General features: G+C 73.3%; 17 protein-coding genes. 8 read left to right on the top strand and 9 right to left on the bottom strand.

What is annotated here, in order from left to right; all coding sequences use genetic code 11:
• Positions 1 to 753: an SDR family oxidoreductase gene (locus N4G63_RS23825; RefSeq protein WP_260790111.1), complete on the top strand. Its 753-nt coding sequence runs from the start codon at positions 1 to 3 to the stop codon at positions 751 to 753.
• Positions 754 to 818: 65 nt separating this feature from the next.
• Here the strand turns inward: N4G63_RS23825 and N4G63_RS23820 are convergent, their stop codons facing one another.
• From N4G63_RS23820 to N4G63_RS23810, 3 genes are read right to left on the bottom strand one after another with little or no spacing between them, the layout of a single operon-like run.
• Positions 819 to 2474 (bottom strand): MutS-related protein, encoded by a 1656-nt coding sequence (locus tag N4G63_RS23820; protein ID WP_260790110.1) that lies wholly within the window; start codon positions 2472 to 2474, stop codon positions 819 to 821.
• Positions 2471 to 3097, bottom strand: a complete 627-nt coding sequence (locus N4G63_RS23815; RefSeq protein ID WP_260790109.1) for a hypothetical protein — start codon at positions 3095 to 3097, stop codon at positions 2471 to 2473. The genes N4G63_RS23820 and N4G63_RS23815 overlap by 4 nt, the downstream gene beginning before the upstream one ends.
• Before the next feature lie 50 nt (positions 3098 to 3147).
• On the bottom strand, positions 3148 to 3582 hold the full coding sequence (locus N4G63_RS23810; protein ID WP_260790108.1) for a gamma-glutamylcyclotransferase family protein: 435 nt from the start codon (positions 3580 to 3582) through the stop codon (positions 3148 to 3150).
• Positions 3583 to 3845: 263 nt separating this feature from the next.
• Between N4G63_RS23810 and N4G63_RS23805 the strand changes: the two genes are divergently transcribed.
• Complete coding sequence (locus N4G63_RS23805) at positions 3846 to 4313, top strand: hypothetical protein (RefSeq protein WP_260790107.1); 468 nt, start codon at positions 3846 to 3848, stop codon at positions 4311 to 4313.
• A gap of 39 nt (positions 4314 to 4352) precedes the next feature.
• Here N4G63_RS23805 and N4G63_RS23800 read toward each other — a convergent pair whose 3' ends face one another.
• Complete coding sequence (locus N4G63_RS23800; RefSeq protein WP_314600400.1) at positions 4353 to 5228, bottom strand: hypothetical protein; 876 nt, start codon at positions 5226 to 5228, stop codon at positions 4353 to 4355.
• A 102-nt stretch (positions 5229 to 5330) separates the two neighbouring features.
• Positions 5331 to 5888: a hypothetical protein gene (locus N4G63_RS23795; RefSeq protein WP_260790105.1), complete on the bottom strand. Its 558-nt coding sequence runs from the start codon at positions 5886 to 5888 to the stop codon at positions 5331 to 5333.
• Positions 5889 to 6030: 142 nt separating this feature from the next.
• On the opposite strand from N4G63_RS23795, the gene N4G63_RS23790 reads away from it, so the two are divergent.
• Positions 6031 to 7143: a M12 family metallopeptidase gene (locus N4G63_RS23790; RefSeq protein WP_260790104.1), complete on the top strand. Its 1113-nt coding sequence runs from the start codon at positions 6031 to 6033 to the stop codon at positions 7141 to 7143.
• A gap of 78 nt (positions 7144 to 7221) precedes the next feature.
• Here the strand turns inward: N4G63_RS23790 and N4G63_RS23785 are convergent, their stop codons facing one another.
• Together N4G63_RS23785 and N4G63_RS23780 are read right to left on the bottom strand one after the other, a co-directional pair.
• Entirely contained in the window at positions 7222 to 8496 is a 1275-nt protein-coding gene (locus tag N4G63_RS23785; protein ID WP_260790103.1) for an AraC family transcriptional regulator, read from the bottom strand.
• A 36-nt stretch (positions 8497 to 8532) separates the two neighbouring features.
• Entirely contained in the window at positions 8533 to 9576 is a 1044-nt protein-coding gene (locus N4G63_RS23780; protein WP_260790102.1) for a GGDEF domain-containing protein, read from the bottom strand.
• A 486-nt stretch (positions 9577 to 10062) separates the two neighbouring features.
• On the opposite strand from N4G63_RS23780, the gene N4G63_RS23775 reads away from it, so the two are divergent.
• From N4G63_RS23775 to N4G63_RS23765, 3 genes are all read left to right on the top strand, one after another.
• On the top strand, positions 10063 to 12552 hold the full coding sequence (locus tag N4G63_RS23775; protein WP_260790101.1) for a TonB-dependent receptor: 2490 nt from the start codon (positions 10063 to 10065) through the stop codon (positions 12550 to 12552).
• Positions 12553 to 12644: 92 nt separating this feature from the next.
• Positions 12645 to 14714 (top strand): phytase, encoded by a 2070-nt coding sequence (locus N4G63_RS23770; RefSeq protein WP_260790100.1) that lies wholly within the window; start codon positions 12645 to 12647, stop codon positions 14712 to 14714.
• A gap of 126 nt (positions 14715 to 14840) precedes the next feature.
• Positions 14841 to 15653 (top strand): YdcF family protein, encoded by an 813-nt coding sequence (locus N4G63_RS23765; protein WP_260790099.1) that lies wholly within the window; start codon positions 14841 to 14843, stop codon positions 15651 to 15653.
• Between the two features lie 92 nt (positions 15654 to 15745).
• Here the strand turns inward: N4G63_RS23765 and N4G63_RS23760 are convergent, their stop codons facing one another.
• Complete coding sequence (locus tag N4G63_RS23760; RefSeq protein WP_260790098.1) at positions 15746 to 16795, bottom strand: asparaginase; 1050 nt, start codon at positions 16793 to 16795, stop codon at positions 15746 to 15748.
• Between the two features lie 97 nt (positions 16796 to 16892).
• Here N4G63_RS23760 and N4G63_RS23755 point away from each other — a divergent pair, with 97 nt between their 5' ends.
• Both N4G63_RS23755 and N4G63_RS23750 read left to right on the top strand, forming a co-directional pair.
• Positions 16893 to 17771: an EamA family transporter gene (locus tag N4G63_RS23755; RefSeq protein ID WP_260790097.1), complete on the top strand. Its 879-nt coding sequence runs from the start codon at positions 16893 to 16895 to the stop codon at positions 17769 to 17771.
• A gap of 40 nt (positions 17772 to 17811) precedes the next feature.
• Positions 17812 to 18636: a DUF429 domain-containing protein gene (locus tag N4G63_RS23750; RefSeq protein ID WP_314600399.1), complete on the top strand. Its 825-nt coding sequence runs from the start codon at positions 17812 to 17814 to the stop codon at positions 18634 to 18636.
• Positions 18637 to 18726: 90 nt separating this feature from the next.
• Here the strand turns inward: N4G63_RS23750 and N4G63_RS23745 are convergent, their stop codons facing one another.
• The gene (locus N4G63_RS23745; protein ID WP_260790095.1) at positions 18727 to 20535 is read right to left on the bottom strand and encodes an acyclic terpene utilization AtuA family protein; all 1809 of its coding nucleotides are present in this window, start codon (positions 20533 to 20535) and stop codon (positions 18727 to 18729) included.
• Positions 20536 to 20676 lie beyond the last annotated feature (141 nt).

Raw genomic sequence — 20676 nt, 5'->3', positions numbered from 1 at the left:
ATGAGACTCAAGAACAAGGTGGCCATCGTCACCGGCGCAGCCAGCGGCTTCGGCGCCGAGATCGCGCGCCAGTACGTGCGCGAAGGCGGCAAGGTGGCCGTGGCCGACATCAACGGCGAAGGCGCCAAGACGGTGGCCGCCGAACTCGGCCCCAACGCCATTGCCGTGACCTGCGACGTGACCCGGCGCGCCGACATCGACGCCCTGGTCAAGGCCACCGCCGAGGCCTTTGGTGGCCGCATCGACGTGGTGGTCAACAACGCCGGCTGGACGCACAAGAACCAGCCGCTGCTCAATGTCGACGAAGACACCTTCGACAAGGTGTACGCCATCAACGTGAAGAGCATCTTCCACATGGTGCACGCCGTGGTTCCGCTGATGCGCCAGCAAAAGAGCGGCGTGATCCTGAACGTGGGCTCCACCGCCGGCATGCGGCCGCGCCCGGGCCTCACCTGGTACAACAGCTCCAAGGGCGCAGTCAACCTGATGAGCAAGAGCCTGGCCGTGGAGCTGGGCCCCGACAACATCCGCGTCAATGCCATCTGCCCGGTGATGGGCGTGACCGGCCTGCTCGAAGCCTTCATGGGCATGCCCGACACGCCCGATAACCGCGCCAAGTTCCTGGCCACCATTCCGCTGGGCCGGCTGAGCACACCGCTGGACATTGCCAAGGCGGCGGTGTTTCTGGCCAGCGACGATGCCGAGTTCATCACCGGGGTGGAATTTCCGGTGGATGGCGGGCGCACGGTGTAATCCGCAGCGCCCCGGCGCCCCGGCGCCCCGGCGCCCCCGCACGCGGCCACCGGGCGATCAAGCCATCAAGCCATCAGGTCGCCGGGCAACTGCGTGGGGTGGGTCACGTAGGCGGCATACCAGGCCTGGATGCGTTCGGCCCGCGCCACGAGTTCGGCATCGAAGCCTTCGCTGCGCAGCACGGCCACGCCATTGGTGTCGACCAGCACGCCCGGCACCAGTTGCAGGGCCGGCGGCGCGCCCGGTGAGCGCTGCAGCCGCAGCGCGTCGAGCCAGGGCGCCAGCAGCGTGGCCAGCACCACGTTGTGCGAGGCCACCACCACCATGCCGCCCTGGGCCAGCGCGCGCACCGTGGCGGCACAGGCCGCCACCGATTCCACATAGTTGGTGCCGCGAAACAGTTCGTCTGCGATGAACAGCACCGCTTGCCGCTGCGCCGCCACCCGGCACAGCGCGGCCGCGCGCGCCAGCTCGGCCAGGTACAGGCTGCGGCCCTGGCCGATGTCGTCGTGCACCTGGATGCTGGTGCACACCATGACACGCGGCAGGCTGGCCCGCTGCGCATGGGCATGGCCGAAGGCGCGGGCGGTCAGCACGGCCAGGCCCAGCGCGCGCATCAGCGTGCTCTTGCCCTCGCCGTTGCGGCCGCTGATGAACAGGCCACGGCCCGGCGCCACGGCCACATCCACCCCGATGGGCCGGGCCAGCAGTGGGTGTTGCAGGCCCTGCACCGCCAGTTGCCCGGGCGGCGCGGGAGTGGCCCAGCACCAGGCCGTGCCGCCGCCCGTGCAGGCCGTGGCCATGGTGGCCAATGCCAGCTCGGCTTCGCTGCGGGCCACGGCCTCGAACACCGCGCCCAGCGCCACGCGCTCGCGCGCCATGGCCAAACCGTCGCGCGCGGCACTGGCGTATTCGTGCAGCAGCAGCAGGTTCAGGTATTCGGCCAGTGCCGGCACCCGAGCCAGCGGCCCGGGACGCAGCGTGGCCAGCAAGCGGTCGATGCATGCCGGCGTGGCCAGCACACCCGGGCGCAGCGGTGGGGGCAGGGCCTCGTGGGCGGCGGCCAGCACCCGGGCGGCACGCAGCATGGCCAGCACACCGTCGCGCTGGCGTGTCCACTGCTGCAGCACACGGTACCAGCGCATTTGAAAGCCCAGCCCGAACACCAGGCAGGCGGCCAGCAGGGTAGCCGTCCACGCGCCCGGCCACACCAGCACGGCCAGCCCCAGCGCCAGCACCAGGGCCTCGAAGGAGCGGATGCGCGCAAACGCCGGCGGCAACACCACGCCATCCTGGCCGAAGACGAAACTCGCCACCTCGGCCGGCACGGTGCGCAGCCCGGCCACAGCGCCCTGCACCGCCGCCGCGGCGCGGGCTGAAGCCTGCAGCAACTGCACGCGCTCGCGCGTGGCCTGCCGTTCGGCCTCGGCCTCCGCGGCGCCCGCCGTGCCACCGGCCCCGGCCAGCAGGCGATGCAGCAGGTACTGCCGGGCAAAGATGCTGCGGTCACTGGCCAGCTGGCGTACATAGTCGGCCAAGTGCAGATCGCGCGCGGTGGCTTCGTCCACGGCCAACGCCTCGGCGCCCAGAACGGCGCGGTGGTAGCACGCGGCCTCGTCGTCGCTGAACCACTCGTAAGGCAGCGGAGGCGCTGAAGCGCCCTTCGGCAGGCCACGCGCCAGCAGCATGACGCGGCCGAACCATGCACGCAGCGCCTTCATTCGATGAGGATCTGCCGCAGCCAGCGCGCGTCCGCCGGCATGGGCTCGCGCAGCGCCGGGCGGTACGGCGGTTCGTCCAGCCGGGCCGGGGGCGCGGCAATGTGGTTCAGGTCGATGGCCTGCGGCGTGCCCACCAGGCCGGTGGGTGTTTCGCGCAGCTGGTAATACACGCCGTTCCACAGCTTGGCGCCGAAGTCGGCCGGCTTCTTGTAGAAGAACATCAGCCGGTGCTCCAGCCAGGCCAGCTGGCCCGGCGCCACCGTGCCGGGGTTGGCATAGGGGTAGGGCACATGGCAGCTGAGCTCGGTGCCGCCGGGCAGGCACTTGAACTCGCGCATCGACAAGAAGTGGTCGGTGAAGCGCTCGGTGTGCAGCGTCAGGTCGACCCGGGCCGTGCGGCCATCGCCCGTGGGCGTGAAGCGCACCGCGCCCAGCTCGATGCGCGCACCGTCGGCCATGACGGCCAGCACGCGCTTGCTGCCGTCCAGCGCGAAGCCGGGTTCAGCCAGTGCTTGAGCCTGGGCGCCGGGCCCGGTGACCAGCAGACCTGCCACCAGGCCCGGCACCAGCGCGGCCAGGCGCAGCAGCACGGCGTGAGGCAGGCGCGGGGCGGGTCGGGTCATCGGCGTCTCCTTGTCAGGCGGCCAGCATACGTCGGGCCCGCGCCCGGCCGTCAGCGCTGATGCAGGTAGTAGCCCACCGCATGCTGCGCGGTGTATTCGGCATACGGGCCCTCTCGGGCCAGGCAGTGGCGCAGGTGGTCCGCTGGCTTCAGGTAGGCCTGGGCCTGCACGCACAGCCCGGGTTCATGCAGGGCCTCCAGCGCAATGGCCACGCGCACATAGCCGGTGGGCAGGCCCACTTCCTCCAGCTGGTCAAGCACCGGCAGGTCGGCGGCGTCCACCTCGTACACCTCACCGTGCACCTGGTGGCCGTGGCCGGGCAGGTTCACCAGCCAGGGCGCGCGGTCTTCGGCCGGCAGGCGCACCACATACATCGGAAAGGCTTGGCGCGTGATGAACCGCCCGGGCACCCGGCGGCCGGCATTGAGGTGGCTGTTGGGAAAACCCTCTTTCAAGGTGCCGTAGACGAAGAGCTGGATGCGCATGGCGCAATGATCGCAGGGCGGCCGTGCTTGCCGCGCCTCGGGCAAGGCCGGCGCTGCGCACGCCACCGCGTGGGCAGGCCACGCACTCAGCGGCCCGCACCGCCGTGGCGGGCCAGACCAGGCGGGCGCTTACGCTGTGACATAGCGCCCAAGCCACAGGCGAATGGCACGCACGTGGCGATCAATCTGCGGCGGCCGATGCCGCCGTGCCATGCCGGCGCGGTGACAATGCGCGCGCTTTCTCGCCAACCGACACCAGAAAAATGAACGCGTTGTGGACCGTGGCGCTCGCATGGCTGGCACTGCAGGCGCTGGTGCCGCCCGCGGCGCGCGCCGAAGCCCTGGAGATCCAGACCGGCCAATGGGAGATCACCACCCAGGTCAGCCAGCCGCGCCGCACGGTGGTGGAAAGCCACTGCCTGCCCGAGCGCAACCTGCTGCACCTGGTGCACGGCCCCGACGCGATCGAGGACGACCCCTGCCGACCCACCGGCCCGGCCCGGGTGAGCCGCCAGGCCTGGGCCATCGTGCTGCACTGCGACGACGGCAGCCAGGTGCATGCCCGCTTCAGCGCCAAGACACCGCAAACCCTGGCCGGCACCGTGGTGCGTGTGGGCGGCAAGCGCGCGCTGCTGCAAAAGCTCGAGCTGCGCGGGCGCTGGCTGCAGGCCGGTTGCGGGCCCCAGCGCACCCAGCGCAACCAGCGCACCCCGGTGCCGAAGAAGGCCTGATCGGCGCGGTGCCCCTGCTGCACGCATGCCGGCCCCCCATCACCTCGAGGCGCCTGCCGGCCAGGCCTGGCTGATCACCTGCCCGACCGACCGGGCGCCCGGCGCATAGGCCGACATCGCCGCGCCGCTGGCCGACAGCACCACCGCGGTGATGAAAAAGGGCAGCGCCGTGCGCCGGCAGGTGCTGGCCAGCCAGTGCTGCGGGTCGTGTCCGCGCAGGTAGCGCAGCAGCGCGTACGACAGCGCGCCATCCACCAGCACCTCGGCCAGCAGCACCGGGGCGATGTACACCACGTACAGCGACGCCAGCGCCAGTCCGGCCACGACGCCCAGCACCGCCAGTGGCAACGCCAGGTCGTCGGCCTCGGCCAGGGCGCTGGCGGCCTTGCCCACCGGGCGCAGGGGCAGCAGCACCTCGGTATCGCTGCCGGGCAGGGCCAGCGCTTCGGCGCCTGGGCCCGCCGGCGCGTCGAACGATGCGCTGGCACCAGCGCCGCCGAAATCACCGCCTCCGCCAGGCTCGAACCCCGGCCGGGCCGGCGCGCCGGCCTGCCTGGGCCCCGCCGCCGGCCAGTCCGGCAGTTGCACGATGTCTAGCCAGTGCTCGGCCTGGCTGCGCAGCCACAGGCCGATCAGGCCCAGAAAGACCAGGTAGGCACAGGCCAGCGCCAGCGGGTAACGCAGCGCCATGCTGCCCAGCCCGAACTGCAGCAAGGCGAACGAGGCCAGCAGGCCGAAGCCACCGGTGAGCAGCACGATCAACCCCATCTGCGTGCGCGGATACGACCGGGCCTGCAGGCGCCGCCTGACCGCCTCCACCATGCGCGACCGCACGAAGTGGCGCGGCAGCGATGCCGCGGGCGCGGTGCGGGTGGCCGCTTCAGCAGGCCTGGGGCGATGACGGTTCAAGGGCATGGCGACGGCCAGGTTGAGGGCCACGCGCGGCGCGGCGCCGGCACGGCGGCACGCCGGAGGTCGGGGGCATCGGCTGGGCGGCTGGCGCGGCCGCTCGGGCCGTCACGATCGGCGCTGCGGCACATGCCCGATCGGCCAGTGCCCGCGGCGGAACAGCCGCAACGCACCCCAGCCGCAGGCCGCGGCCAGCGCCCACAGCAATGGGAGCGTGGGCCAGGCCGGTGCGATGGACGAAACGCCCGGGGCCACGGCGTTGGCGAACCTGGGATCGGCCAGGGCAAAGGTGACGCGGGCCTGGTCGCCCAGCTTCAAGGTGCGTCCATGCTGCCTGCCGCAGCCATGGGCCACCACCTCATACGACCTGCCATCCACCCTGTAGAGAACGGTGGCGGCCGTTTCGCATCGCTGTCGACTGACGTAGTGCTGAAGCCCGACGATCGCGCCATCCACCTGCCCGGAGCCCGCCGCCAGGTGTCTGGCGATCTCGGCGCCTCGCATGACCTCGGGCACGAGGATCACACCGACCACAAAGAACATGGCCGCAAACACCAGGAGCGCCACGAAGGCGATGTTGGCAACCGTGGGTTCACGAGATCGCGGCGGCGTACGCATGGGGCCTAACGTGGTGTTGACGCGCTCAAATTCAAGCAGCTGGTGCATGGCATTGTCGGTGCCCGTCCTCAGCCGTGCGGATGTGGCCGCGTGGGTGGTGGCCGCAGACTGCGCAGCACCCGGGGCCACCACCGGCGCCTTGCGCCACCACTGAACCCCACCCGGGCGGGCAATGCCCAGGAGGCGAACCATGGCAAGCAGAAAGACAGCAGCAACGGGCCGGGCCACGATCGGGCGCGCCGATGGTGGCCCGCTGCGCCTGCGGCACTATTGCAGCATGCGCGAGGCTGCGCCGCGCACGTTCAAGCCCGGCGTGGCGGCCAATCGCATGCGGGCCATCATCGTCAACGACCGCAAGTGGGTCAACGGCAGCACCCTGCGCTACGCCTTCTTCGAGAACCGGCCGGGCCTGGCGCATCTGGCGGGCACCGAGGCGCAGAAGAAAGTGTTCCGTGACGGCCTGAAGGCCTGGGTCGATCTGGGCATCGGCCTGAAGTTCGAGGAAGTGCCCAAGCGTGCCGATGCGCAGCTGCGCATTGCCTTCCAGCGCAACGATGGCCACTGGTCGTACATCGGGCGCGATGTGCTGGACCAGGGCATCGACGCCGCCACCATGAACCTCGACCCGACCGCAGGCAACTTCGACTGGGAGACCGCCGCGCACGAGATCGGCCACAGCATGGGCCTGCCGCACGAGCACCAGAACCCCAAGGCCGGCATCGTCTGGAACGAAGAGGCGGTGTATGCAGCGCTGGCCCAGCCACCCAACGAGTGGCCGCGCGAGGTGACGTTTCACAACATCATCCGCAAGATCAACGCCGACACCGTGCAGGGCTCGAACTGGGACAAGGATTCGGTCATGCACTACCCGTTCGAGGCCGGCCTGATCGAGTCACCACCGATCTACCAGGTGCAGCCGCTGCAACCGGCCGGTGGCCTGTCGGCGCGCGACCGCGAATGGATCCGCAGCTTCTACCCGCCCCTGACCGCCGCTGCCGAGCCCGAGCTGCCGATGCTGACGGCCCGGCGCTTCGATGTGCCGGCTGGCGGCCAGATCAACATGCTGCTCAAGCCCAAGAGCAGCCGCTACTACCGGATGCAGACCTTTGGCGATGCCGACGTGGTGGCCGCGCTGTTCGAGCGCACCGCCACCGAGGACCTGTACCTCACCGCCGACGACGACAGTGGCGAAGAGCGCAATGCGCTGATCCGCCAGCGCCTGCACAAGGGCCGCACCTATGTGCTGCGCATCCGGCTGTATCACGCCAGCGACATGGGCGAGACCGCCGTGATGTGGTGGTGATGGGCGGCCCGGCACCGGGCCTGGGTGTGGGGATTCGGCCGGCAGCCTGGCCCTGGGGCGCCGCGCCCCACGCCCGGCTCAGCCTGCTGCCGCAGGCCAGGGCGCCGGGCCGGGGCTGATCAGGCCGGTGCGCAGGCTTTGCGGCGTGAGCCCGGTCCAGCGCTTGAACGAGCGGCGGAAGTTGGGCACGTCGGCAAAGCCCAGGGCCTGCGCCACCTGGGCGTTGTCGGCGCCTCGGTAGCGGTAGAGGTACAGCGCCAGGTGGCTGCGCACCTGGTCCAGCTCGGCCTGGAAGTGCGTGCCCTCGGCGGCCAGCCGCCGCTTCAGCGTGGCCGGGCTGGTGCCCAGCGCGGCGGCCGCATGCTCCAGGGTGCAGGGCTGGCCGGGTGCGGGCAGCGGGGCCGGAACGGCCGGCGCCGGGTTGAGGCCGTCACCCGGCAAGCCGCTCATCTCATCCATTGGGTTGCCATGGGCGCTGGCGGGCCCGCGTGGCCACAGCTGCTGGTGCAGGTGCTCGTGCAGCAGCGCCAGCAGGCTGCGCGGCAGGGCCGCGGTTTCGGCGTCGGCCGCGTGGCGCGCGGCGCGGCGGGCCGCTGCGCCCACCTGCCCGGCGGCCGGCCAGCGGCGTTGCAGCAGCTCGCGCGGCAGGATCATGGCGTCGACATGGCAGCCAAAGCGCAGCGCGCTGCCCAGGTAGGCCTGGTGCTGCTCGATGCGGCGCGGAGCCACGCGGTTGAAGCACAGGCGCCAGGGCAGGCGCTCGCCGCCCAGCCACTGGGCCATGCCGACCACCGCGGCCATCATCAGATCGACCACGAAGCCACGCTGGGCACCCAGGCCCACGGCGTCGGTCCACAGCAGCACGGCCTCGGGCCCGGCCAGCACAAGGCGTGGCGTGAGCAGCGGGCTCAGGCGTGCGGCATGCTGCTGCAGCAGGTGCAGGGCCTCGCCCAGGTGCGCGGCCTGGGCCAGGGCCTGGCTGGCCGCACCATGGTGGCCGGGCAGCAGCATGCGCCCCAGCTCGAACGCGGTGTCGGGCGCAGCCAGGCTGCGCTCGGCGCGGGCCAGCAGTGCCAGCCATTGGGCCGGGCTCAGCAGGCCGGGGCGCGGGCCGAAGAGCTCGGGCGCCAGCCCGCTGCCGGCCAGCCAGGCGGCCAGTGCCGCATCGGGCGGCGTGCGGCACGCCGGCATGCCCCCGCCGGCCTGCCAGGCGCGCGGGTCATCCAGGTGCTCATCCAGGTGGTCATCCAGGTGGGCGGCCATGTGCTCGGCCACCAGCGCCGGCTGGTGCAGTGAGGGGATCAGCGGCGTGCCGGCGTCGTACCAGGCGGGGCGGGTGCTGCCAGTGAACATGGCGTGGCCGGGCGCAACAGACAGGCGCGCCGCCGGTCAGCGCGCGGCCGCGCAGCCGGCGGTGGCGGCTGCGCTGGCTTCACCCGGACCGCCGGCCTCGTCGAGCAGGCGGCACAGCGCACTGAGCGGCGCCTGCGCACGCACCTGGACGCTGGCCGCCGCCGCAGCGGCCGGGCCGGGCGCCGGCCGGCCGGCGGCGGCCTGGGCCAGTGCCTCGCCATCCAGAGGCTGCAGCGCCACGCGCAGCTGCGCGCCCAGGGCCGGGCCATGCCGGGCCGCGTAGGTGTGCAGGGCCTCGGCCATGCGCTGCAGGGCGCTGGCACGCTGGTGTGCCTCGGCCAGCGGGGTGCCGGGCAGCCACAGCACCAGGCGGTCGCCACCGTAGCGGCACAGCAGGTCGTCGGGGCGCAGGTTCAGCAACACCATCTGCACCACGGCACGCATCAGCTGCTGGCCGGCGCGGCGGCCGTGCAGTCGCTCTGCCGCACTGCGGCTGGCCAGCTCCAGCATCACCAGACTGCCGCTGGCGGGCGTGTCGAGCGCCTGCTCGAGCACGCGGCGCAAGTGCCCGGCATCGGCCAGCCGGGTCAGCTGGTCAAAGCTGCGGTGGTCGCGCAGCCCGCCTTCGCGCCCGGCCAGCTGCAGGCCGATGACCTGCTGCTCCTGCCGCCACAGCACCAGGCCCACGCTCAGCGCCAGCAGGCCGGGCGGCGTGAGCCCTGATTCGAGCCAGCGCAGCAGCACGGCCTGCGCGGGCAGGGTGAAAAACTCGTCCATCAGGTCGGCCCCGGCCGACAGCGACAGCAGCGCCAGCCCGGCCCCCAGCCAGCGGGTCACGCGGCCGGCGGGGCGGCTGTCCAGCACCACCAGGGCCCAGGCGCCGGCCAGCAGGGCCAGGCAGCCCTCGCCGGCGATGTCCAGCGCATGCCAGGCGGCCAGCGGCTTGGGCAGGCCCTGTTGCGCAAACAGCAGCGCCAGCAGCAGCCAGCCGGCCAGCAGGCCCAACGCCAGCCACTGGTGGGCACGCCAGTGCGGCAGGCCGCTGCGGCGGGTGGCGGACGAGGCAAGGTGCTGGAACATGGGTGCGGCGGGTGTGACGTCTGGATGACCAGCTTAGGGCGCATGCATGACAGTTGTGCCGCTGTTGCCGCAGCGCGGGGCGGGGGGGTTCAAAGAGCTCACGCCGCGCCGCGCTGCCGTGCGGCGGGCCTGGGCCTTGCCGGGAGGAACGCCGGGGGAGGGGCCGGGTGAGCGGCCGCGTGACGGGCCGGGGCCCGACCGGGTGCAAGGGGCTCAGCGTGGTGTCGGGCCGGCTGCCAACGCGCCGCGGCGCGCCGGCCTGTCACGCAAGCTTCATGCGGCCTGCCTACCGTGCGCCCCGTCACGTTCATTGAACGCCCAACCTGCCACACGCCCAGCGCGCCCAAGCCCATGCCGTACCCCGCCCATCAAAGCTTCACCCCGGCCCGCAGCAGCCGGCGCCCGGCACACCCTGCACACCCCTCCCACCCGGTTCGACCGGTACGCCCGGTTCGCGCGGTTCGCACGGCTCGCCCGCTTCGCCACGTGGCCGCCGCCGCGCTGCTGGCCTGCGCCGCGGCCGGTGACATGGCCTGGGCCCAGGCCACGCCGCCGGCGGCGGTGCAGGCCGTGGTCATCACCGGCCAGGCCGAGGCCACCGACCGTGCACTGCGCGAGCAGGCCGCGGCCGACAGCGTGATCAGCGTGGTGCGCGCCGATGGCATTGGCCGCCTGCCCGACAAGAACGCCGCCGAGGCGCTGCAGCGTGTGCCCGGTGTCTCGATCGAACGCGACCAGGGCGAGGGCCGCTATGTGCGTGTGCGCGGCCTGGGCCCCGACCTGAACGCGGTGACGCTGAACGGCGCGCTGGTGCCGGCGCCCGAGGCCGGCCGCCGGGCGGTGGCGCTGGATGTGCTGCCCTCGTCGCTGGTGCGCGCGCTGGTGGTGCACAAGACCCTCACGCCCGACATGGACGCCAACTCGCTGGGCGGCACCATCGATGTGCAGACGCTCTCGGCCTTTGACCAGCCGGGGCGTTTTCTCAGCGCCGAGCTGGGTGCCAGCCGCGACAGCCTGACCGGCCGCACCCGGCCGAATGCCGCGCTGGCCTGGAGCGAGCGCTTTGACGGTGGCCGCCTGGGCCTGGCCCTGGGCCTGAGCCACGAGGAGCGCGCCTTCGGCTCCGACAACGTGGAAACCGGCGGCGCCTGGGACGGCGATGCGCTGGCGGAGTTCGAGCGCCGCGCCTACCGCATCACGCGCAAGCGCAGCGGCCTGGCCGCCAACCTCGAGTACCGCCCCACGGCGCTGCAGCAGTGGTTTGCACGCGCCACCTACAGCCGCTTCAGTGATCTGGAGCAGCGCCAGGCGCATGCCATCGCTTTTGACGAGGCCCAGGCGGCCGGCGCCACTGGCGAGGCCGAATCGGTGCGCGAGCTGAAAGACCGGCTCGAGACCCAGACCATCCGCGCGTTCTCACTCGGTGGCGACTGGCGCCTGGGCGCTGCCGCCAGCGACTGGCGTGTGCAGGGCGAGCTGGGCCAGAGCCAGGCGCGCGAAAAGCTGCCGCAGCGCATTGCCGCGGCGGTGTTCGAGGCCGACGATGTGTTCTCGGGCGTGGGCTTCACCAACGCCCGCGCGCCGAGCCTGGTGGCGCCGGCAGCGATCCACCGCGCGGCCAGCTACCTGCTCACCGAGATCGAGGCCGAGCGCTCGCTGGCCATCGACCGCGAGCGCCATGCGCGGCTGGATTTCTCGCGCGGCTTTGCGCTGGCCGGCCACGAGGCCGAGCTGAAGTTCGGCGCCAAGACCAGCCACCGCCGCAAGACGAACGAGCAGACCACCTGGAAGCTCGAAGACCTGGACGAGGCGCCGCTGGCGCTCAGCGATGCCCAGCGCAGCCTCAGCGCGCTGAACCTGGGGCAGGCCGCCTACGGCCTGGGCGAGTTCGGGCCGGCCATCGCCTCGGCCCCCATCCTGGCCATGCTGGGCCGCGTGAACCTCGATGACTTCATCGACGACGAAGAGTCGCGCCTGGCCACGATGACGCTGCGCGAGCGCATCGACGCCGGCTACCTGCAGGGCAAGCTGGATCTCGGCGCCACCCACCTGCTGGCCGGCCTGCGCATGGAGCGCACCCGCCTGCGCACCGAAGGCTGGGCCCTGGTGGATGGCGAGTTCACGCCCACCCGCGTGGACAGCCGCCACAGCCACTGGCTGCCCGGCCTGCACCTGCGCCACGACCTTGATCGCGCCACCAGCCTGCGTGCGGCCTGGACGAACAGCGTGGTGCGCCCCACCTTCGAGCAGCTCTCGCCGGCACGCCTGGTGGATGGCGACGAGGCCGAGTTCGGCAACCCGCTGCTCCAGCCGCTGCGCGCGCGCAACCTCGATCTGGGCCTCGAGCGCCAGCTGGGCTATGCCGGTGCGGTGTCGGCCTACGCCTTCCACAAGCAGATCCGCAACTTCGTCTACCAGACCGATGTGGCCGGCAGCGGCGACTGGGCCGATTTCAGCGAGGCCATCACCTATGCCAATGGCCGCAGCGCACGGGTCAGCGGGCTGGAGCTGGCCTGGTCGCGCAGTTGGCGCGAGCTGCCGGGGCCGTGGAACGCCCTGGTCACCGCGGCCAATGCCACGCTCAGCCACTCGAAGGCGCGTATCGCGGCCATGGACGATGGCAGCCGCGTGGAGCGCAGCATCCCGCTGCCCAGCCAGTCGTCGCGCGTGCTGAACCTGATGCTGGGCTGGGAAACGCCCGGCCTGGGCCTGCGCCTGGCGGCCAATCACAAGTCGCGCTACCTGCTCGAGGTGGGCGATGCGCGCGCTGCCGACGCCGACCTGTACGTGGCGCCGCAGACGCAGTGGGATGTGTCGGCGCGCTTCAACCTGGCCAAGGACACGGCCCTGGTCGTCGAGGGCCTGAACCTCACGAACCAGGCCTACGAGGTGCTGCAGGGCCGCAGCAGCCGCAACGCACAGTACGAGCGCTATGGCCGCAGCCTGCGCGTGTCGGTGAAGATGGCGCTGTTCTGATGACCCGCCTGTTGCCCATGATCGCTTCGTCCAAGCCTTGCCGCGGCCGCGGCCGGCGCCTGGTTGCCTGTGCTGGCCCTGTGCCTGGCGCGATGCTGCGCCGTGCGCTGTTCTGCGCGGCGCTGCTGGCCGCCACCCTGGGCCCCACCCGCGCCGCGCTGGCGGCCCAGCCCGGCGCGGCGGCGGTGGATGCTGCCGTGGCCACGGCCAGTGCCGCTGCCGTGCCCGCCGCCATCGGCCGCACCGAGGCCCTGGCCGCCTTGCCCGGCGGCGCCTGGCTGGCACTCGACAAGCGCGCGCTGCGCCTGCACGACGCCAACGGCACCGAGCGCGCCCGCCTGGCCCTGCGCGCCAGCGCGATGGACTGGCGCGCCGGCCCCGCCGGCCAGGTGCGCGCCGTGCTGCTCGATGCCGACAGCCAGCGCACGCTGGGCGTGGGGGTGGATCTGGCCCGGATGCGCCTGGCCGAGCCGCAGCCGCTGCTGCCATCGCCGGCCTTTCGCGTGAGCACGCTGTGCCTGTACCGCGATGCGCAGGGCGCCGACCAGGTGTTCCTGGTGGGCGACGAGGGCCTGGCCGAGCAGTGGCTGCTGCGTGATCGCGCGGCAGGCAGCGAAGGCGCGCCAGGGTCGCAAGGCCCGCAAGGCACGCCAATCCCCCAGGGCAGCCAGCCGGCGCTGCGCCTGCGCACCCTGGCCCTGCCGCCAGGCCTGGAACGCTGCGTGGTCGATGACGCCGGCGGCTGGCTGCACGCCCACGAGCCCGGCGTGGGCCTGTGGGCGCTGCGGGCCGATTCGGAAGGCATGCCGCAGCGCCACCTGCTGCTGGCCCAGCAGCCGCTGGGCCCGCTGCGCGATGCCGATCCGGCCCTGGCCCTGCTGCCCGGCGGCCTGGCGGTGCTGGATGCACGGGCCGGCCAGCTGCACCTGCTGGCGCGCCAGCGCAGCGCCGATGGCCAGCCGGCCTGGGTGCGCAGCGGCAAGCCGCTGGCCGTGCCCCGCGCGGCCGACAGCGACGAGCCGCAGCTGCTGGCGCTGCCACGCGCCACAGGCGATGCCCCCGCCGCCGGCGGCTGGCAGCTGGCCTGGCGCAGCACGCCCAAGGCCGCCTGGCAGGCCCGGGCGCTGCACTGGGCGGGCACGGCCGCACAAGGCCTGCCGCCGGCGCTGCCGGTGGTGGCCCCCAGCGCGCAGACCGAGCCGGTGCACCAGGCCGGCGACGCTGCCGACGACCCCGCGATCTGGGTGCACCCGGCGGCGCCCGAACGCTCGCGCGTGCTGGGCACCAACAAGCGCGAAGGCCTGATGGTCTACGCGCTGGACGGCCGCGAGCTGCAGCGCCTGCCGGTGGGCCGGCTCAACAACGTGGACCTGCGCCAGCGCGTGCGCCTGCCCGGCGACGACCGCCCGCGCGACCTGGCCCTGGCCACGCACCGCGACGCGCGTGCGCTGGTGGTCTTCGAGGCCGATGCCGAGGGCCGCTTCAGCGAGCGTGCGCGCCTGCCCAGCGGCCTGGATGACCTGTACGGCCTGTGCCTGCACCAGCCGCCGGCCGGTGGCCTGGAGGCCATTGCCAACGACAAGGACGGCCGCATCCACCGCCTGGCGCTGCGCATGGAGGGCGGGCGCATCGTGGCCGATGTGGTGCAGCGCCTGGCCATGGCCAGCCAGCCCGAGGGCTGCGTGGCCGACGATGCCGCGCAGCGCCTGTTCATCGGCGAGGAAGACCGCGGCATCTGGGCGCTGGACCTGGCCGACCGCAGCCCGCAGCCGCGGCTGACCGAGGTGCTGCGGGTCGGTGGCGCGGGCGGCGTGCTGCAGGCCGATGTGGAAGGCCTGGCGCTGTACCCCGGCGCACCGGGCCAGCCGGCGCGCTGGCTGGTGGCCTCCAGCCAGGGCAACCACAGCGTGGTGGTGCTCGAGGCCCAGCCGCCCTACCGCGTGCGCGGCGCACTGCGCGTGGGCCACAACGCCGGTGCCGGCATCGACGGCGTGTCCGAGACCGATGGCCTGGACGTGAGCGGCGCGGCGCTCGGTGCGGCCTATCCGCAGGGCCTGCTGGTGATGCAGGACGGCCACAAGCGCGCGCCCGAAGGCCCGCAGAACTTCAAGCTGATCGACTGGCGCGTGGTGGCACGCGCCCTCGGCCTGGGCGAGCCATAGGCGGGGCAGGGCACCCGCCGCGCCGGCCAGCACCAACCAGCACCAACCAGGGCCAGCCAGCGCCAGCCAGGGCCAGCCAACAGGCCTGCGGGTAGCATGCGCTGCCCTTGCCGACCGCCCCCTGCCGTGTCACCCAATGATCTGATCGCCGCACTGAACCTGCATGCCCTCAAGGGCCTGGCCGGCAAGCTGCTGCTGCCACCGGCCTCGCCGCTGCTGCTGGCCCTGCTGGGCCTGCTGCTGTGGCGGCGCCGGCCGCGGCTGGCCCGCGCGCTGGTGGTGCTGGGCCTGGTGTCGATGTGGCTGCTGTGCCTGCCGGCCGTGGGCCTGGGCCTGGCGCGCTGGCTGACCACGCCGCCGCCACCGCTGACCGACGCGCAGGTGCTGGCCCTGAAGGGCGCCCGCAGCACCGCCATCGTGGTGCTGGGGGCCGGCCGCCGCGATCCGGCGCCTGAGTACGGCGTGCCCGACCTGCGGCCGCTGACCGCCGAGCGCCTGCGCTACGGCGCCTGGCTGGCGCGCCGCACCGGGCTGCCGCTGGCCTTCAGCGGCGGCCTGGCGCCCGGCGTCGACCCCGGTGAAACCGAGGCCGCCGCGGCCACCCGCGTGGCCGAGCGCGACCTGGGCGTGCGCCTGCGCTGGCGCGAAGACCGCTCGCGCGACACCGCCGAGAACGCCCAGTTCACCGTGGCCCTGCTCAGCCAGGCCGGCATCACGCAGATCGTGCTGGTGACGCACGACATGCACCAGCGCCGCGCGCTGGCCGGCTTTGAGCGCGCCATGCAGCGCCAGGGCGTGCGCCTGGCACTGCTGCCGGCGCCGATGGCCGTGCCGCCGGCCGGGCCACTGGCCGCGGGCGACTTCATGCCCTCGGTAGAGGGGCTGCAGCGCAGCGTCTACGCGCTGCACGAGTGGCTGGGCCGCCTGGCCGGCGCGTAGGCCCGGGCGGCGTCAAAGCCGCGGCGGGGACAGGCCGCGCCGGCGTTCGGGCGTTCGGGCGTTCTGGCGTTCTCGCCGTCAGCCGTCAGCCGTCAGGCCAGCGCCGCCTGCAGCGCCGGGCTGGCCTGCAGCCGGCCCACCTCGGTGCCGGCCCAGTTGCGCTGCGGCACATCGGCCAGGCCCTGCACGAAGCCGCGCTCGGCATCGTCCAGCCGCACCAGGCGCGCGATCACGGCGGCCATCACCACCTCGGCGGCACGCGCGGTGTTGCCGTCGTCGAGCTTGATGGCCACGCCCAGGCCGGCCTCAGGCAGGGCCGCGCAGTACACGCCCTCGGCACCCACCTTGCAGAACACGCGCTCGCCCAGGCGCTGCATCACGCGGGTGTCGAAGCGACCCGTGCCGGCCACATGGAACGGTGAGGCCGCCACCGCCTGGCGCAGGCGCAGGGCGGCGCGCGCATGCCCGGCTGAGAGGCCCTGGCCGCTGGCCACGCGGGCAAAGGCCAGCGCCAGCGCGCGCAGCGGCACGCCAAAAGTGGGGATGCCGCAGCCATCGGTGCCCATCGGCGCGCGCGCCAGATCGCAGCCGGTGGTGGCAGCCACTGCGGCCGTCACCTCGCGCATCACCGGGTGATCGGGGCGCAGGTAGCCGCGTGTGAACTCGCCCGGCTCGCGGCCGGCGGCGCGCGCCATCAGGCAGCCCACGCACACGAAGCCGGCATGCTTGCCCGAGCAGTTGTTGTGCAGCGCACTGGCCTCGTGGCCGCTGCGGGCCAGGGCCTTCAGCACCGCTTCGTCGCGCGGCCAGTGGGTGCCGCATTCCAGCGCCTGCGCACCCAGCCCGGCCTTGGCCAGCACGCCGGCGGCCGTGGCCACATGCGCCGGCTCGCCGCTGTGCGAGGCGCAGGCCAGGGCCAGCTCGGCATCGCTGAGGCCGAAGGCCTCGGCCGCGCCGCTGGCCACCAGCGGCAGCGCCTGCAGCACCTTGTTGGCCGAGCGCGGAAACACCGGCCGGTCGATGTCGCCGCTGCTGCGCCACACGGCGCCGCCGGCATCCACGATGGCCAGGGCCCCGCGGTGAAAGGATTCGAGCGCGGGGCCGCGCAGCAGGTGCACGAGGTCGGGGTTGTGGGGCGTCACGGCAATGGGGCGGGGTAGAGGGGCGGGGTAGAGGGGCGGGGCAGTGGATCAAGCAGTGTGCCGGGCACTGTAGCGCCAGCACCGACAATGCCGCCCCATGCCCTTGACCGCGCTGGCGCTGATCCTGGTGGCCGCGCTTTTGCACGCGGGCTGGAACATCGTGGCCAAGCGGGCCGATGGCGGGCCGCACTTTGCGCTGTGGTCGGCGCTGGCGGTGAGCCTGCTGTGGGCACCGCTGGGCCTGTGGCTGACCTGGCAGCATGCGCCCGGCTTCAGCTGGCGCGAATGGGCGCTGATCCTGGCCAGCGGCCTGGTGCATGTGGCGTACTTCCAGGTGCTGCTGACCGGCTACCGCCGGGCCGATCTGACCGTGGTGTACCCGGTGGCGCGTGGCACCGGGCCGCTGGTGGCGGCGGCCGGCGCGGTGCTGCTGCTGGGCGAGACGCTCAGCGCCCGCGGCGCGGCCGGTGTGCTGGGCGTGTGCGCCGGCGTGTTCTTGATCGCCGGCGGCCCGGCCCTGCTGGCGCGCCGCCACGCGGCCGCGCAGCGCAGTCGCGTGCTGGCCGGCCTGCGCTGGGGCGGCTTGACCGGGCTGCTGATCGCGGTCTACACGGTGATCGACGGCTATGCGGTGAAGGTGGCGCTGATTTCGCCCATCGTGCTCGACTACCTCGGCAACCTGCTGCGCCTGCCGGTGCTGGGCCCGCGTGCGCTGGCCGACCGCGCCGGCTTTCTGGCCGAGGGCCGGCGCAACTGGCGCGCGGTGCTGCTGATGGGCGCGGTGAGCCCGCTGGCCTATGTGCTGGTGCTGTACGCGGTGCAACTGGCGCCGCTGTCGCATGTGGCGCCGGCGCGCGAGGTGTCGATGCTGTTCGCCGCGCTGATCGGCGGCAAGCTGCTGGGCGAGGGCGACCGCCGCGCGCGCCTGGCCGGTGCGGCCTGCATCGCGCTGGGGGTGATGCTGCTGGCGCTGTGAGGCGCTGTGAAGCGCAGTGCCGCGCCCGACAATCGGGCCGATGAACCACCCACCTGCGGCGCTGATCGGCGTCGACTTCTCCAGCGCGCCCAGCCGCGCCAAACCCATCGTGATGGCCCAGGGCACGCGCCTGGGCGCGGTGCTGCGGCTGGACGGCGTGCAGCGCTTTGCCACGCTGGCGGCCTTTGGCGACTGGCTGCAGCAGCCCGGCCCCTGGCTGGGCGGCTTTGATCTGCCGTTCGGCCTGCCGCGCGAGCTGGTGCTGCAGCTTGGCTGGCCCGGCGACTGGGCCGCCTGCATGGACCACTACGCCGCCCAGCCGCGCGAGCAGCTGCGCGAGACCTTTGCGGCCTTTTGCCATGCGCGCCCGGTGGGCGCCAAGTTTGCCCACCGCGCCACCGATGGCCCGGCCGGATCGAGCCCCAGCATGAAGTGGGTGAACCCGCCCGTGGCCTGGATGCTGCATGCCGGCGTGCCGCTGCTGCGCGCGGCCGGCGTGGGCTTTCCGGCCCACGGGCCGGTGGCGCCGGCGGCCGACCGCCAGGCGCTGGAGGCCTACCCGGGCCTGCTGGCACGGGCGCTGATCGGCACCCGCAGCTACAAGAGCGACACCGCCGCCAGGCAGACGCCCGAGCGCCTGATCGCGCGCAAGGACATCGTCGAGGCGCTGGAGCAGGGCCGCAGCGCGCTGGGCCTGCGCCTGAAGCTCAGCGCGGCGCAGCGCGACGCCCTGGCCGCCGATGCGCGCGGCGACACACTGGACGCCGTGCTGTGCCTGATGCAGGCCGCCTGGGCCAGCACCCAGCCCGGATACGGCCTGCCGGCCGGGGTGGATGCGCTGGAGGGCTGGATCCTGAGCGCCTGAGCGCCTGCCCGCCCGGGTGCCTGCCCGCCTGGGTGTCTGAGCGCCTGCCCGCCCGGGCAGGGCCATGTCGCCCGGCCGCGCCGCGGCCGGCTACAGCCCGGCGGCCAGCGACTGCGGCACCGCCACCGGCAGATCGAGCAGCATCTGGCCGATGCCCTTGCCCAGCGGGTCCATGCGCCGGCTGGCCGGGCCGCCACCGTCCAGCGCCTCGTGCATCAGCAGGTTCATCGCGTCGATGCCGGGCAGGTGGAAGCGCTCCACCCGGCCCAGCACCAGGTGCGCAAAGTAGCGGCCCACCACCTCGGACGTGATGCGGTCCCACAGCAGCGGCAGCCATTCGGGCCGGCGCGCGATCAGGCCGATGTTGGCGATGTTGCCCTTGTCACCGCTGCGCGCCCAGGCCAGCTTCAGCAGCGGCACCAGCACCTGCGGCTCGTCGGGCTCGCGCCAGGCTGCGGGCGCCGGCAGGGCCGGGGCCGCGGGCGTGACGCCGCCATCGGCCAGCGCCACCACGCCCTGCTGCGCGCCGATGCGCCAGTGCACCGGCACGGCCGCCTTGTCGAGCAGAAACGAGAACGGCTGGATCAGCGGCGAGGGCGCGGGCCGGCCACCGCCCGGACCGGTGGTGCCGGGCGACCAGCTGGTGCCGGCCGGCGCCACCTCGCGCGCAAAGATCTCGAGCGCGGCCTTCATCGGGTGATCGACCACCACGCGCAGCCAGGCCTCGCGCACCTGGCCGGTGCGGGCATGCGGGCCGTACAGGGTCTCGGCGCCCAGCAGCGAGATGGCGCTGTGGCTGAAGTCGGGCAGGCCCAGGCTCTTCAGGATGCCGCGGGTGCGCTCGATCATGGCCTCGCCGGTGCGCAGTGCCTTGGACGCCGCATCGATGCCGATGATCACCATGCTGCCGGCGCAGCGCCAACCGCTCATCTGCGTGGCCGAAACCTTGTACTGCCGGCCCGGCGCGCGGCCCAGTGCGCCGCTCACGCGCACCCGCCCGGCATCCAGCTGCTCGATGTGCACCTGGCGGAAGTCGCAGCACACGTCGGGCAGCTGATAGGCACCGGGGTCGCCGATCTCGTACAGCAGCTGCTCGGCCACTGCCGCGCGCAGCACGGCACCGCCGGTGCCGGCGGGCTTGGTGAGCTCGAAGCTGCCATCGGCACGGCAGTGGATGATGGGGTAGCCGATGTGCGCCCAGTCGGGCACGGCCTGCCAGTCGGTGTGCAGGCCGCCGGTGGCCTGGCAGCCGCATTCGATGATGTGGCCGGCCAGGCTGCCACCGGCCAGGCGGTCGTAGTCGTCGGCGCACCAGCCGAACTCGTGGATCAGCGGGCCCAGCGTCACCGCGCTGTCGACGCCGCGGCCGGTGATCACGATGTCGGCCCCCGCGGCCAGCGCCTGGGCCACCGGCCACGCGCCCAGGTAGGCATTGGCCGAGAGCACCTTCTCGGGCAGCGCCGCGCCGCTGAACATGTCGGTCACGCCGGCCGCGCGCAGCGCCGGCATCTGGGCCGAGACATCATCGCCCTCCACCACGGCAATGCGCGGCGCCAGGCCCAGGCTGTCGGCCAGCGCCTGCAGCGCCGCGGCACAGCCCTGCGGGTGGATGCCGCCGGCATTGGCCACCACCTTGATGCCGCGCCGCATCACCTCGGGCAGCACGGCCTTCATTGCGATGTCGACGAAGTCGGTGGCATAGCCCATCTCGGGCTTGCGTGCCCGCACCGAGGCCAGGATGGCCATGGTGGTCTCGGCCAGGTAGTCGAACACCAGGTAGTCGATGTCGGGCACCTCGCCGCCGCCCGCGTTCACCAGCTGCGGCGCGCCCACCATGCTGTCGCCCCAGAAGCCCGAGGCGCCGCCGATGCGGACGATCTTGTCTGGCTGGGCTGGCATGCGCTGCTCTCCGGTGGCCGGGCAATGCACCCGATGCGCACAGGCTAGCAAGCCGTGCGCGGCATGGCTTGTGTGCACTGGCTGAGCCGGGCCGCGGCGCCGCCGGCATGGCGTTTTCGCCAAGCCGGCACAGCCACTGGC

The sequence above is a fragment of the Aquabacterium sp. OR-4 genome, assembly GCF_025290835.2.
GTDB lineage: Bacteria > Pseudomonadota > Gammaproteobacteria > Burkholderiales > Burkholderiaceae_C > Pseudaquabacterium.
Note: the sequence above shows the minus strand (reverse complement) of the source record. Positions and strands in the feature narration are given on the sequence as shown.